The organism is Mycobacterium sp. IDUB_17 (assembly GCF_055419465.1).
The window spans coordinates 722,905-736,875 of the sequence record NZ_JBVAXS010000002.1 but is presented as its reverse complement, the minus strand read 5'-3'; the positions used below and the strand labels follow the sequence as shown (position 1 = coordinate 736,875).

General features: G+C 66.1%; 12 protein-coding genes. 4 read left to right on the top strand and 8 right to left on the bottom strand.

Features of this window, described 5'->3' with window-relative positions; genetic code table 11:
* Positions 1-3: 3 nt before the first annotated feature.
* From ACZYZ7_RS10695 to ACZYZ7_RS10675, 5 genes are all read right to left on the bottom strand, one after another.
* Positions 4-1,830 carry a hypothetical protein gene (locus ACZYZ7_RS10695; RefSeq protein WP_463740894.1) on the bottom strand — a complete coding sequence of 609 codons (1,827 nt, stop codon included), beginning with the start codon at positions 1,828-1,830 and terminating at the stop codon, positions 4-6.
* A 119-nt stretch (positions 1,831-1,949) separates the two neighbouring features.
* Complete coding sequence (locus ACZYZ7_RS10690) at positions 1,950-2,750, bottom strand: polysaccharide deacetylase family protein (RefSeq protein ID WP_463740893.1); 801 nt, start codon at positions 2,748-2,750, stop codon at positions 1,950-1,952.
* Positions 2,751-2,822: 72 nt separating this feature from the next.
* Positions 2,823-3,353 carry a hypothetical protein gene (locus ACZYZ7_RS10685; RefSeq protein ID WP_463740892.1) on the bottom strand — a complete coding sequence of 177 codons (531 nt, stop codon included), beginning with the start codon at positions 3,351-3,353 and terminating at the stop codon, positions 2,823-2,825.
* Positions 3,354-3,363: 10 nt separating this feature from the next.
* On the bottom strand, positions 3,364-4,194 hold the full coding sequence (locus ACZYZ7_RS10680) for an LLM class F420-dependent oxidoreductase (protein ID WP_463740891.1): 831 nt from the start codon (positions 4,192-4,194) through the stop codon (positions 3,364-3,366).
* Positions 4,191-4,748: a TetR/AcrR family transcriptional regulator gene (locus ACZYZ7_RS10675; protein ID WP_463740890.1), complete on the bottom strand. Its 558-nt coding sequence runs from the start codon at positions 4,746-4,748 to the stop codon at positions 4,191-4,193. Before ACZYZ7_RS10675 ends, ACZYZ7_RS10680 begins: the two co-directional genes overlap by 4 nt.
* A gap of 116 nt (positions 4,749-4,864) precedes the next feature.
* On the opposite strand from ACZYZ7_RS10675, the gene ACZYZ7_RS10670 reads away from it, so the two are divergent.
* From ACZYZ7_RS10670 to ACZYZ7_RS10655, 4 genes are all read left to right on the top strand, one after another.
* On the top strand, positions 4,865-5,782 hold the full coding sequence (locus ACZYZ7_RS10670; protein ID WP_463740889.1) for an SDR family NAD(P)-dependent oxidoreductase: 918 nt from the start codon (positions 4,865-4,867) through the stop codon (positions 5,780-5,782).
* Between the two features lie 103 nt (positions 5,783-5,885).
* Positions 5,886-6,392 (top strand): cupin domain-containing protein, encoded by a 507-nt coding sequence (locus ACZYZ7_RS10665; RefSeq protein ID WP_463740888.1) that lies wholly within the window; start codon positions 5,886-5,888, stop codon positions 6,390-6,392.
* Positions 6,393-6,476: 84 nt separating this feature from the next.
* Entirely contained in the window at positions 6,477-8,183 is a 1,707-nt protein-coding gene (locus ACZYZ7_RS10660; protein ID WP_450072027.1) for a DEAD/DEAH box helicase, read from the top strand.
* 117 nt (positions 8,184-8,300) lie between these two features.
* Positions 8,301-10,526, top strand: a complete 2,226-nt coding sequence (locus ACZYZ7_RS10655) for a DUF1214 domain-containing protein (RefSeq protein WP_463740887.1) — start codon at positions 8,301-8,303, stop codon at positions 10,524-10,526.
* A 145-nt stretch (positions 10,527-10,671) separates the two neighbouring features.
* Here the strand turns inward: ACZYZ7_RS10655 and ACZYZ7_RS10650 are convergent, their stop codons facing one another.
* From ACZYZ7_RS10650 to ACZYZ7_RS10640, 3 genes are read right to left on the bottom strand one after another with little or no spacing between them, the layout of a single operon-like run.
* Positions 10,672-11,487, bottom strand: a complete 816-nt coding sequence (locus tag ACZYZ7_RS10650) for an HAD-IIA family hydrolase (protein ID WP_135458591.1) — start codon at positions 11,485-11,487, stop codon at positions 10,672-10,674.
* A 25-nt stretch (positions 11,488-11,512) separates the two neighbouring features.
* Positions 11,513-12,784, bottom strand: a complete 1,272-nt coding sequence (locus ACZYZ7_RS10645; protein WP_463740886.1) for an amidohydrolase family protein — start codon at positions 12,782-12,784, stop codon at positions 11,513-11,515.
* Entirely contained in the window at positions 12,774-13,967 is a 1,194-nt protein-coding gene (locus tag ACZYZ7_RS10640; RefSeq protein ID WP_463740885.1) for a diaminopropionate ammonia-lyase, read from the bottom strand. Before ACZYZ7_RS10640 ends, ACZYZ7_RS10645 begins: the two co-directional genes overlap by 11 nt.
* Positions 13,968-13,971 lie beyond the last annotated feature (4 nt).

Here is a 13,971-nt window from a genome sequence, read left to right as displayed (position 1 = left end):
CGGTCATCGCAGCCCGACCAGTTGCCAACCGCAGTCCACGAGGAGGGCGCCGGGAACGGTTGTCACGGAAGGTGCCGTGTCGGGCAGATCGGGGTCCTCGCACGGATTGGTGCGCGTGCGCACCGCACCGGTGCCATCGATCAGGGTCAGCGGCGCATGGCTGTCGTCGGGTGCAGCCGTGGACGGCAGCAGTGTCGCCAACTCGGGTCCGACCCGTGCCCACTGTCCGCCGATGCCGAGCAGCCTCCGGGTCCCGATCCGGTCGGTGGGCAGCGTTCTTCCGCTCGGAAGATCGACCAGGGTTTCAGGCGACGCGCGAGGGTCCGCTGATCTCAACCAGTCCGGAGGTATGAGCGCCGCCGACATGCTCTCGGGAATCGAGTAGACGGGGCGGCCGGACGCCAGATCGACCGCCCGGCCTACGCCGTCACGATGCGGGTCGGCGCTGTGGAAGTACATGGTGGCGAACGTGCTGTCCGGGTCGGTGTACACCCAGACCTCGCCGTCCAAGCCACTCGCGCGACGATCAATGCCCAACTGCGACGCGGTGATCGAGCCTCGCCGCTGACCGGTCTGCGGATCGAGCAGGTAGGCGACCTCGTCGTCGTACGGTCCGGCGTCGCACCGCACCATGACGACGACGTTGCGGGCTACCCGGGGCTGGGCCCGGCAACCTTGCCGAACAGTCGTGGACCACAGGGTTTCCCCGGTCCGCGGTGACAACGCCGTCCAGTCGACTTCCGCGGGATTTCTCCAGCTTGAGATGCCTTCCGACACCGCCTGTCCCATCAACACGACCTGCTCGGACAGCTGCGGCGTGTCTATCGGTCCGACCTGGAACTTGCGCTCCGTGTCGCCGTGCGAGACCCACAGCAATTCACCCGTCGTGGCATCGAGTCCGATCAGTGCGCCCGCGGTGCGGTATGACGCCTGCAGCATTGCGACGCTGTCGGGCCCGAACCCGGTGACAGCGAGGGCTTGGAGATAACCGTTTCCCGGCAGTTTGAACACCCACCGTCGTTGACCGGTGGCTCCGTCGTAGCCCTCGATCTGGGTATCGAAGCTGCCGCTGTGAATCCGGAGGAAACCGGCGCCGCCGGGGAACACCGTGACATTTCGGGTGTGCGGCAGATCAATCCGGTAGGCCACCTCCCCCGAGATCTGATCCGGCAGCGCGGAATCGATGCGAGCTGCGGTCGTGCTGCCGGGTGCCGCCCTGACCGTGTGCACCGCGAGTACCGCGACGACGGCGAGGACAGTGACGATCGCGACCGGGAGGACGAGCCTCGGATTGGATGCGAGGGTCATCTCCGGTCGCGGCCGATCTTCGGACAACACATGCCCAGCCAGCCAGACGAACGCCAAGCTGAATACCGCCAGGCAGGCGCACCACCAGGCAACCCGCGCCACCGTGGTCACCTGCACAAGATCCAGTCCAGCCTGCTGCCATGAGGCGTCGTCGAAGATCTTCTTCGGCGTGCCCCGGTAGAGGTAGAGCAGGCCACCCAGTGCAACGATCAGCAGAACCGGTGCCGCCCACATCCGCCACAGGGCACCGCGACTCGTCGAACGTGTGCGCCCTGATCGCGGCACGAACGTCGCGAGGACGAAACCCACAGCGACGCCGACGGCGATCGTGGTGTGCCACAACATTGCGGTGATCGCGGAGTGGTCTGTTTCGAACGGTGTCTCCGGGATCCGGTTGATCCAGGCATATGCGAGACACAGCACCCCAGCAGTGGTGAACCCGAAGGTCAGACCGATGGGAACGCTGAAATGCGGATAGGTCTTGCGCCCGTCACCAGATGAATCCGCCCCCTCGATCCCCATGCGCCGAGATTAGTCAACGGCTGGGAACGATTGGCGGCGTTGGCCCTGCGAATGGCCAGTTGTGGCACGCGGAACGTGAAAATCCGTGACATAACTGGCCACTCGACGGGTAATGCTGACTACCCCGCAGCCCGCCCATTCGGCGACACGAACTGCCAGCCCGCCGCCTGCATGGCGGGGATCGCATCGGCGAAGCCGGCGTGGGTACCCGATTGCGGATGGTTCATGTGGGCGATGACGATCGACCCCGGGGCCGCATTCATGACGTTGGACCGCACGGCCGCGGCGGACGCCGTCGCACCGTTGTCCGCGTTGACGGTGAACCCCAATGGTTGCTCGCCGAGTTCGTGCACGATCTCGACGGCCACGTCGTCGTAATGTGCGGTGCCGGGACGGAACCAGGTCGGGGCCCGGCCGGTCAACGCGGTGAGCTTTTGATGGTTGCCCCACACCTCGCTCACCACTTCGTCGGCCGAGCGGGTCCCGGCGATGCCATAGGCAGAACGACCCGTCACCGACAGCGGCACATGCCGGGTGCCATGGTTCCCGATCTCGAACAACGGATTGCCGGCCAACTGCCGCGCCCGGTCCGGATTCCTGTCGATCCATCTCGAGTTGAGCATGAGCACGGCAGGCACACCGTTGCGTTGCAGGGTGTCGAGCAACGCGTCGTCGCAGGCACCGTCACAGGCGTCGAAAGTCAAGGCGATCTGACGGCCGGCCGCGGCGAACGACGTGGTTATTCCGGGCAGGGCCATCCCCCACTGTGTGGGCGCTCGTCGCTTGTTGGTCACCGCGACCGACGGCGGGTCGATCGCGTTCGGGTCGGCCTGAGCTGCGGGCACCCCGACACGCAATGCGTAGCCGGCGGCGATCGAACCGACCGCGGACGCCGCCAGGAACGTACGCCTGGTGATCACTCTGCCGACGGTAGGAGCGCTTCTTGATGATCGGCCGTCGATTAGCTGTGGGTTGGCTGGGGCCCTGCGTCGTCAGTGCCCTTGGGACAGCACGAACAGCTCAGTGCGATCGCCGTTGCGTGCCAACAACACGGTCTCACAGTCAGGAGGCGTACCCGCGTAGTTGTCGGTCAGAACATCTGCACCATTTAGGGCACGGGTGCTGACCGCAAGCTGGGTTCGGGCATCGCAGTGAAATTTCGGCTTGCCGACGAAGTCCCGGTCCACGATCTCGTCATCGCAGGTGACACCGCGCAATGGCGGGAAATCCGGATTTGCTTGGGCAAGAGCTTGTTTCGCCGAATCGAAGCTCCCGACCACCGAGTACCGGCCTCGATAGAAGTCGGCCCCGGTGAACACTCGGGCCTGAGTCATATCCTCGAAAGCGAAGCCGTCGGGGATTCCGACATGACGCAGTTCCATCGCCTTCGCGGCCCCGTCGGCGTCGAGGTCATGGAGACCGAGATCATCGTCACCGAAGCCGAATACAGCGAAGACAACCACCGATGCCACGATCAACAGGCCCACACCGGATACCAGGACGGCGACCGCGATCAACGCCACCAACCACCAGTTACGCCCGATACTTCTGCACCTGTTCTGCGAACTCATCGAGCAGTCGTAGCGATTCATCCTTGCCGACGGACGGCAGGAACAGCCCTAGCTGGCCGAAGCCGAGATCCTCAGCGGCACGCCAATAGTCGGCCTTGATGGGTGCGCCGAACATCAGCAGCGGCACGTCGTAGTCCGCGCCCGCACGCAGTTGCCCGATTCGCTTGGCCAGCACATCGCGTGGCTGCGCGGTCGAGATCCAGCCCGCGCCGTGGCGGATCACCCGCTTGACGGTGGCGTCGGAGTTACCGCCGATATAGATGGGCGGGTGCGGTTGCCGGACCGGCTTGGGGCGGCAGTAGGACGAATCGAAGTTGACGTACTTGCCGTGATATTCGGCGGGTTCGGTGGTCCACAGTGCCTTGACCGCCTCGATGCTCTCGTCGAGGCGGGCCCCACGGGTCTTGGGATCCGTGCCGTGGTCGCGCATCTCCTCGAGGTTCCAGCCGGCGCCGACGCCGAAGACGAACCGGCCGCCGGAGAGGAGGTCGATGCTCGCGGTTTCTTTGGCGGTGTGGATCGGATCGCGCTGGATGAGCAGGGCGACTCCGGTGACCAGTTCGATCGTGGTGGTCACCGCCGCCGCGGCGGCCAGCGTCACGAACGGATCGAGGGTGTTGTAGTACCACGGCGGCAGCTCGCCGCCCTCCGGGTACGGGGACTCCCGGCTCGCCGGGATGTGGCTGTGCTCGGCGATGATGAGCGAGGCCAACCCCCGCTCCTCGATCGCACGAGCAAGCGACACGGTGTCGATGGTGTCGTCGTCGACGAAGGTGGCGATGCCGAACTTCACTTGGCCGACGCTACTCCCGCCCGTAACCCGTCGAACACCACTGAGGTAACCCGCTCGGCCACGTCGTCGTTGTAGGCCTGCATGGCCTGGCAGCCGACCAGGAGCGCCTTCACTTCGGCGACGGTGACGTCACCTCGTACTGTGCCCGCGCGTTGCGCGGCGGCCAGGAGGTCGCCGAGGATCGCGAGGTACCCGTCCTCGGCCTCGGGTACCACGTTCTTGACGTCGATGCCCAGACCGGCGAGGGCATCGACCAGTCCGCGGTCGGCGGCACCCCACTGCAGCACCATCGACCGCAGGAAGCTGAACAGCGCATCGGCCGGATCGTCCTCGGCCAGCAAGGTTCGCCCCTCCTCGACGACGCCGCGGATCCGCTCGGCGATCACCGCCTGGAACAACGCCTCCTTGGTCGGGAAGTGCCGGTAGACGGTTCCCGCGCCGACGCCCGCCCGACGCGCGATCTCATCGATGGGCACGGACAGTCCGTCGGCCGCGAATGTTTCGTAGGCGACCTCAAGCACCCGGGCCCGGTTCCGGGCCGCATCCGCACGCATTCGTCCACACCTCACAAATCGGTCAGCGGCAAACCATTGACAAAACGGGGCGCACGTTCCGTATATTCGTACACAACCGGAGCGTTCACTCCGTTTAGCCCTCCTAGGAGTCTCTCATGACCAAGTGGACCACCGCCGACATTCCGGACCAAAGCCGCCGCACGGCCGTCGTCACCGGCGCCAATACCGGCCTCGGACTCGAGACCGCCAAGGCCCTCGCCGCCAAGGGCGCCCACGTCGTCCTCGCCGTCCGCAACCTGGACAAGGGCGAGGCCGCCGTCGAGTGGATCTCGCGGTCGGTGCCGCAAGCCGATCTCGAACTGCAACGCCTCGACCTCGGGTCACTGGCGTCAGTGCGTGAGGCCGCCGCCGAGATCAAGGCAAAGCACGACACCATCGACCTGCTGATCAACAACGCCGGCGTCATGTACCCGCCGAAAGAGACCACAGCGGACGGGTTCGAGCTGCAGTTCGGCACCAACCACCTCGGCCACTTCGCACTGACCGGCCTGCTGCTCGACCGCCTACTGCCGGTTACCGGATCCAGGGTGGTCACGGTGAGCAGCATCGGGCATCGCATCCAGGCCGCAATCCATTTCGACGACCTGCAATGGGAACGCAGCTACAGCCGCGTGGGCGCCTACGGTCAGTCCAAGTTGGCCAACCTGCTGTTCACCTACGAACTGCAGCGCCGCCTCACCGGCCGACACACCACCGCGCTCGCCGCGCACCCGGGCGGCTCGGACACCGAGTTGATGCGTCACCTGCCCGGTGTCCTGCAAAGCGCGATCCCGCTGCTGCGTCCGCTGTTCCAGGACGCCGCGGCCGGCGCACTGCCGACGTTGCGGGCAGCCACTGATCCGGGCGCCCTCGGCGGCCAGTACTTCGGGCCGCACCTCACCACCCGCGGCTACCCGAAGGTCGTGCCGTCCAGTGACCAGTCCCATGACCTGGAGCTGCAGCGTCGACTGTGGGCGGTGTCGGAGGAGCTCAGCGGCGTGACGTACCCACAGCTGCAGGACGCGCACGCCTGAATTCTCGCCGCCGATTTCGACACCACGGCCGCTCCGACGCGACGCGGACGACCCTGGCGTCGATCTCGGCGCGAACAAGCTCGCCGCGGCTAGGCTGGCGCTCGTGTCGTTCTGGGATCCCAAGAATGTGCCCCCATATCCCCCGGCCCGCTACACCAGAGACGAGCCCGAAGTCAGCGCCCGGCTGAGACGGGGCGACGAACCGCCCGACTACGATTCCCTCGGCCTCGTCAAGTACCACTACCTGGCCAACCAGCAGCAGACCAACGGCGATTACGGCCTGTATCGCATCGACATCAGCCCGCAGGGCGGCGGGCCCGGCCCGCATTTTCACCGGGCCATGTCAGAGGCCTTCTTCGTCCTGTCGGGCACCGTCAAACTCTACGACGGAAACGACTGGGTGGACGGCAACCAGGGCGACTTCCTGTATGTTCCACCGGGCGGGATCCACGGTTTCCGGAATGAGGCCGACGCGCCGACATCCCTGTTGATGTTGTTTGCTCCAGGCGCGCCGCGGGAGGCCTATTTCGAAGGGTTCGCCCAGTTGGCCGACCTCAACGACGAGGAACGCGCCGACTGGTTCATCAAGAACGACAACTACTTCATCTGAACGACACGCCCGGCGCGCTCCTGCGGATATGCGCTGACGTAACGCGCTGGCCTAGAATGCTTTCCGACTGAGAGGAGTCCTAGGGTGCGGGCTGATGCAGCGCCCAGCACCCAGGCACTTCGGGGCTGGCAGCGCAAGGCGCTGGTGCGGTATTTGACTGCCAAACCGCGGGATTACCTGGCGGTCGCCACGCCTGGCGCAGGTAAGACGACGTTTGCGCTGCGGATCGCGGCGGAGCTGCTCAACGACCGCACGGTCGACGCCATCACTGTGGTGGTGCCCACCGAGCATCTCAAGATCCAGTGGGCGGAGTCGGCGGCGCGTAACGGCATCGCGCTGGATCCGAAGTTCAGCAACTCCGACTCCCGGACCTCGGCCGAGTACCACGGCGTCGTCGTCACCTACGCCCAGGTGGCCAGCCACCCCACCCGGCACCGGGTGCGCACCGAGAACCACAAGACGCTCGTCATCTTCGATGAGATCCACCACGGCGGCGACTCGAAGAGCTGGGGCGACGCGATGCGCGAAGCCTTCGATGACGCGACGCGGCGGCTGTCCCTCACCGGTACGCCGTTCCGCAGCGATGACAGCCCGATCCCGTTCGTCAACTATGAGCCCGACGAGGCCGGGTTCCAGCGCTCGCAGGCCGACCACGTGTACGGATATTCCGACGCGCTGGCCGACGGCGTGGTCCGGCCCGTGGTGTTCCTGGCTTATTCGGGTGAGGCCCGCTGGCGTGACAGCGCCGGCGAGGAGCACGCGGCCCGCCTCGGCGAGCCGCTGACCGCCGAGCACACCGCGCGGGCCTGGCGCACCGCGCTGAACCCGACGGGCGAGTGGATGCCGGCGGTCATCGCGGCCGCCGACAAGCGGTTGCAGCAGAAGCGTCAGCATGTGCCCGACGCCGGCGGCATGATCATCGCCACCAACCAGACCACCGCCCGTGCCTATGCCGATCTGCTGACGAAGATCACCGGCGAAGTGCCCACCGTGGTGCTCTCCGACGACCCGAGCGCGTCCGACCGGATCAGTCAGTACTCGGCCAGCACCAGCCGTTGGCTGGTCGCGGTGCGCATGGTGTCCGAGGGTGTCGACGTGCCGCGCCTGTCCGTCGGGGTGTACGCGACGAGTGCATCGACACCGCTGTTCTTCGCGCAGGCGATCGGCCGGTTCGTGCGGTCGCGTCGCGCCGGTGAGACGGCCAGCATCTTCCTGCCGTCGGTACCGAATCTGCTCCTGCTGGCCAGCGAGATGGAAGCCCAGCGCAACCACGTGCTGGGCAAGCCGCATCGGGAATCCGACGGGCTGGACGACGAGGCGCTCGAAGCTGCCGAGAAACGCAAGGACGAGAAGGGCGAGCTGGAGAACGGCTTCGAGTCCCTGGGCGCGGACGCCGAATTGGACCAGGTCATCTTCGACGGCGCCTCGTTCGGCACCGCCACCCCGGCCGGCAGCGACGAGGAGGCCGACTACCTCGGTATCCCCGGTCTGCTAGACGCCTCGCAGATGCGAGACCTGTTGCGGCGCAGGCAGGATGAGCAACTCACCAAACGCACGGCCGAAGCGGCGGCATCGGGTGCTCCCCCACCACCGCGCACCACACACGGGCAGATCCGGGAATTGCGTCGTGAACTCAACACTTTGGTGACCATCGCCCATCACCGCACCGGCAAGCCGCACGGCTGGATCCACAACGAGCTTCGGCGCATCTGCGGCGGGCCGCCGGTGGCCGCGGCGACGACCGATCAGTTGAAGGCCCGTATCGAAGCCGTGCGGGATCTGAAGGCCTGACAGCCGCCCGCACGACAAAAAATCAGAGTCCCGCCAAACTCACCCGAGACCGAACTGGAACTTGTTACAGTCGGCCAATTGCGTTCTGTTGCAGCCAGAACAGTTGGGGGAGACGAGATGACGACGACATCCGCAACCGCTGGAGGCGCGCGATTCATCGGGCGGGTGGGTGCTCTCGCCGTCGCGTTGGGCATCGGCGTGGCGGTTGCCAACGGCAGCGCGATCGCGTCCGCCGGGACCGGTAGCCCGGACTCGTCCGGAACGTCATCAGGGGCGACCAACAATCCGAAATCGGATAGCTCGACCCCGAAGCGAGGTCCCCGCAAGCCGTCGCTCTCGGGCCCGGACAAGCTGGCCAAACGACTCGGCGAGGTGTCCGCCAAAGTGGAGTCGGCCCTTGGTAGCTCGAAGGCCAGTGAGCGCCGATCGTCGACAACGTCAACTGACCGCAAGACCGATGCCAAATCCGCCACGGCCGCCGAAGCCGTCGAGACCGCCATCGGCAATGTCCGGCAGAAGGTCTCCCTGGCCGTCGGCACACCGGCCGATGCGCCCCGCAAGCGACCGGCCACGCTCGACACCAGGCCACAAGGCTCGATCGAGGACGAGGCCACCACACCCCTGGAATCGCTGACCGTCGTCACCAAGACTGTGACGAATGATGTTGCGAACAAGGTGATTCCGGTGTTGACACCCCGCATCCAGGCGCCGCCAGCCCAGGCCGTACCCGAGTTGGTGGCTGACGTGACCCAGCGGCTCAAACCACGCATCCCGGAATCTCCGGTGAGCCCGGTCCAGGACCTCAGCCTTGCAGCGCTGCTGGGCTGGTCGCGCCGTGACGGCCAGGCCCCGTCGATCGACCTCCTCGGCCGGTCGCGGGAAAGGCAACAGGTCGAGAGCACCGTCACCACCTCGCAGGTCACCGACGCGGCAACGAGCACGCTGGCCACCGAGGACCAGCTTGCGGCCGAGCGACAGGTCAGCCAGATCGTCAACACGCCATTCGTTCAGCTGGCCAAGGTGGTCCTGATGGCGGCCTGGTACGTCGAGGCGGCCAAGAACTTCGCGACCGTCGGCGGCCCCGACTTCACGAACCTGGCACAGCTCAACGAGGCCGCGACCGAGTACGCCAATCAGTCGGCGACCGAGTTCCTGCTGCTCAATTCCAACGATCCGAAGCTGCTGCTGCAGGTCAACCCGCCGCACAGTTGGAACGGGCAGAACGCCGGCGGCACCCGGATCTGGTACGACAACCCCGACACCGTCTATCGATTCACGGGTATCAACGGCGCCTCGACCTACAAGATCGAGGGGAAGGTCCAGGGATACGACCCGACCGACCCGAGCACCCACCCCACTTCCGCCAACACCAATTTCAGTGTGCTGACCGGCATCAACGGCGTCACCGCGGCGAATCTCAACGGTGAGGAACTCAGCGTCAGGGACGACGGGACGTTCACCATCGTGGTGAGCCCGGACGCGGCGCCGGCCAACCCCGAGAAGGGGATGAACTACCTGCAGGCGCCGGCCAACTCAACCATCCTCGCCACGCGAAACACCTTGGGGGACTGGAATACCGAGACGCCCATGACGCTGACCATCGAGAAGACCGCCGGGCCGCCCAGCAGCTTGTTCAGCCAGATCGGCGGGTTCGCCATCCCGGTCATCGGCGAGACGGTGGTGAAGAACCCGCTTCTGATGAGCCTGGTGTCGATCGTCCCGGCGTTCGACAGGGCACCGCTGCTGTTGTCGTCCGCCGAGACCGCCATCCTGATGCTGGTCACCGGTATCAGCGGCGAGAACACCTACATGTCGGTTGCGACCGCGACCGGCCAGCCCAACACGCTGTCCCAGCCACAGCACAACGCCCAGTTCCTCTCCACGCAGTTGCAGAGCGCCGGTTACTTCCAGCTCAAAGACGACGAGGCGATGATCATCACCGTGGATCCCGGTGATGCGGAGTACTTCGTGGTGCCGGTGACCAACGACTGGACCATCACCAACGACACCCGCAACCAGCAGACCAGTCTCAACAACAGTCAGGCCATCAAGAACGCGGACGGCACGTACACGATCGTGGTGTCCAAGAACGATCCTGGCGTGGCGAACTGGGTGTCCACCGGCGGGCTGAACCAGGGCACCATCTCGATGCGGTTCCAGGGGGTGGACCCGGATTCCACCAACAACCCGACGGTGACGACGCGTGTGGTGAAGGCTTCTGAGGTCGCGGGCATCGTGAACGACCCGAATGATCCCAACTACAACCCCGAGCAGTTGAACTACGACCGCGCCCAGCAGATCGCCGAACGCCAGGCCGGGTACGACAGGCGCTACACGGTGTAGCGGGGCGCTCCTGCCCCCGACAACGCGCTCGCCGATTTCTACGTGAGCGTCGCGCGCGCCGAAAAGTACTACCCAGGTGTAGAAAACGACGCGGCGCCGACGCCGGGGACGGCTGCCAGGACGACTGCCAGGACTACCGGGACGGCTACAGCTCCAACAGTTCAGGAAGGTCAGCGACCGAATCGATGACGTAGTTGGGTTGCATCGCGAATTCGTCTGCGGCCCAACGGTCCAGCGTGGCCTGACGGAACTTGCCGGTACGCACCAGCACGCCTGCCATCCCCACCACCTGCGCGGCCAGCACGTCGTTGTTGAGGTCGTCGCCGATCATGTACATCTCTTCGGGGTCGACGCCGAGGCGGTTCGCGGCGGCCAGGAACCCTTCCGGGGCCGGCTTGCCGACGGCGGTGGCCTTGCGGCCCGAGGTCTCCTCCATGCCGGCCAGGTACATGCCGGTGTCCACCCGCAGTCCGTCGGTGGTGGTCCACGCGGTGCTGCGATGCATCGCCACGACCGGCACTCCCTGCGCCATCCAGTCGTAGACCCAACTCAGCGTGAGGTGGTTGTACTCCGGCCCGGCCCCGCCGAGCAGCACCACGTCGGGGGTGTCAGGTGCGGCCGGTCCGGTGAAGTCACTCGAGTAGACGACGTCGACGCCGGGCATGTCCTCACCGATCTGCCCGCTGTTGACCAGGAAACATCGGGCGCCGGGATAGCGGTCGCGCACGTACTCGGCGGTCAGCGCTGCCGCGGTGATGACTTCGTCGGCGGCGACGTCCATGCCGGCCGCGGTCAGCAGGTCGGCGATCTGCGCGCGGGTGCGGGTAGTGGTGTTGGTCAGGTAGGACCGGGCGATCTGATTCTCGGCCAGGACCCGCAGTGTCTGCGCCGCGCCGTCGATGGGCTGCCAGGAGGTGACCAGCACACCATCGATGTCGAACAGCACTCCACCGATAGCCATGCAGCGACAGTAAACGCCCGCGATTTCAGCGCAACTCGGGGCTGGCACCTTTCGCCGCGACGCCGCGTACGACGAGTGCGGCTGATTCGAGCACAGTGATGTCCCGGTGCGGATCGGCCGGATAGGCAACCAAGTCGGCGAAGCTCCCGACGGCCAGTCTCCCGCTTACCCCCGGCAGCCGTGCCGCCGCCGCTGCGGTCTCGGTCCCGGCGCGCAGCGCTTCGCCCGCGGACATACCGGACTGGGTGAGGAGGCGTAGTTCGGTGGGCAGGGCGTCGAAGGGTGTCCATCGCCAACCGGCGTCCGTACCCGCCACGATGGTGACACCCGCGTCGATGAGGTCCCGCGTGTCGAGCAGGTCGTTTCGTTGCCGACGGGTCCACACCTCGCGGATGGCGGCCGCGGCGGGAGCTCGGTCCAGCACGTAGTGGCCCACGCTGAGTGTCGATACCACCACCGCCTCATGGTCCACGAGTTCGCGTGCCACCTCGGCACGTATTCCGGCATCGATCCGCCCATCGCCGGGAGAGCGGAATTTCGCGTGCTCGATCACGCGAATGCCGACGGAGAGGACCTGCCGAATTGAGTTGGCACACAGGCAATGAGCAGTCACCGGAAGGTCGGCTGCTCGACTGGCCGCGACGATTCTCTCGAGCTCGGCTGTTGTGAACGCGGCATCCCACGGATTCGATCCCGTGGTACCGCCACCAGAGGCCATGACCTTGATCTGGGTTGCCCCGGCAGCCGCGAATCTCTCCACGAGTTTCTCCAGTGCGAACCCGCCCGATGCTTCGCCGCCCATCCGCGCGGCATGCCCTCCCGGCGGTGTCAGCGGAGCACCCGCCGGATAGAGCCGGGCTCGGTCTGACGCCGGCCGCGCATCCCGGGCGATCTCGAAGATGAGCGGTGCGGGCCCACCACAATCGCGAGCTGTGGTCACCCCGACGCTGAGAAGCGATTCGAGTGCGTGACGTGCGTGCGCACGGCATTCGCCGTTGTCGACGGGGCCGGCCACGACGTCTGAATCGCCTTGTGCCGGCTCAGTGACGTGCACATGCATGTCGATGAACGACGGACCGGCGACGAGCTCACCGAGGTCGATCGTCGGCGCCGTCGGCCAACTCGACGGAGCACGATCACACCCCGGGCTGACTTCTTCGACAAGGCCGCCCCGCACCAGGATCGCGGCCGGTTCCGGGCGTGGTTGATCATGGCCTAGTCGGATGCGACGGCCGACGACAATGGCTTCCGCTACCGATCGAACCGCCGAACGGCCGTCTTCCGATTCACCCGGCATGGATCGTCTCGCCGCCGGGTTGGACCGTGTCCTCGTCGCCGGCGATGGTGGCGGCGTAGGCATCTGGATCCGCCGCCCCCTCGGTGTTCAAGATCAGGACATGGTCGTACACCTCGCCGGCTTCGGCGGCGCCGTCCCGGTGATGGCGGAAGTACGCCGTCGCGCCGGCAAGCGATGCCGCCCCGCTCTCACCTGACTCGACTCCTACGTCGGCCAACTCCCGCATGGCGGTTCGGGCATCGTCGTCGTCGACCGTTATCGCGGCATCGATCGATCCGTAGAGCTCCCCCCATGCCAGCAGCGACGGAACACCGCAGTTGAGCCCCGCCATTATCGAATGATGTGGGCCCGGGACCTCAACCCGCTTGCCTTCGCGTAGCGATTTGGCAATGCAGTCGGCCCCTTGCGGTTCCACGGTCGCCAACAAGGTCCGGGGCCGAGATCGGAAATGGCGGGCGACCGCCGCGGCGAGAGCCCCCACGCCGGCCGGTGCAAAGACTGCGAGTGACTCGGCAGGCTGGACGCCGCCGGCATCGAGCTGCTGTTGGATTTCGGCCATGATGGTCGCGTAGCCCGCGATCACCGCCGCGGGGACGTCCTCATAACCCGGCCATGACGTGTCCGAGATCAGCACGTAGTGGGGGTTTCTCTGGGCCTGGTCGGCGACGAACTGCACAGTGTCGTCGTATGAGGCGTACGCCACGACCACGTCGGCGCCTTCAGAGCGAATGGCGTCGATCCTTGGTCTGGAAATGGTGCTGGGCACATAGACGACAGCGCCGAGACCAAGATCGCGCGCTATCCGCGCGACAGCACGGCCATGGTTGCCATCGGTGGCACATGTCAACGTGAATTCGCGTCCGCTCACCCGTCGCCGGAGATGGGCGAAGCTGCCTGCCGGGGGCTTCCCACACAGCGCACTGAGTGTCAGGTTCACCGCCCACGAGGCCCCGAGGATCTTGAACGACGGCAGGCCGAAGCGCTCCTGCTCGTTCTTCACCCAGACGTTCTTGACGCCCATCGATTCCGCAAGCGTGGGGACATGAACCAGCTCAGTCGGCACATAGCCGGGCATTGTCGTGTGCCATCGACGGCAACCAGGCCAGTAGTCGTCCGGCGAAGCAGTCAGCGCCAGCTCGCGGATGACGGATGCCGACCGTGCTATCGGGGTTATCTCGACCACCAAA

Excerpts from the sequence above, each read along its gene's own strand:
- ACZYZ7_RS10650 (WP_135458591.1), bottom strand. The coding sequence starts at position 11,487 with ATGGCTATCGGTGGAGTGCTGTTCGACATCGATGGTGTGCTGGTCACC.
- ACZYZ7_RS10695 (WP_463740894.1), bottom strand. The coding sequence starts at position 1,830 with ATGGGGATCGAGGGGGCGGATTCATCTGGTGACGGGCGCAAGACCTAT.
- ACZYZ7_RS10655 (WP_463740887.1), top strand. The coding sequence starts at position 8,301 with ATGACGACGACATCCGCAACCGCTGGAGGCGCGCGATTCATCGGGCGG.
- ACZYZ7_RS10645 (WP_463740886.1), bottom strand. The coding sequence starts at position 12,784 with ATGCCGGGTGAATCGGAAGACGGCCGTTCGGCGGTTCGATCGGTAGCG.
- ACZYZ7_RS10675 (WP_463740890.1), bottom strand. The coding sequence starts at position 4,748 with ATGCGTGCGGATGCGGCCCGGAACCGGGCCCGGGTGCTTGAGGTCGCC.
- ACZYZ7_RS10670 (WP_463740889.1), top strand. The coding sequence starts at position 4,865 with ATGACCAAGTGGACCACCGCCGACATTCCGGACCAAAGCCGCCGCACG.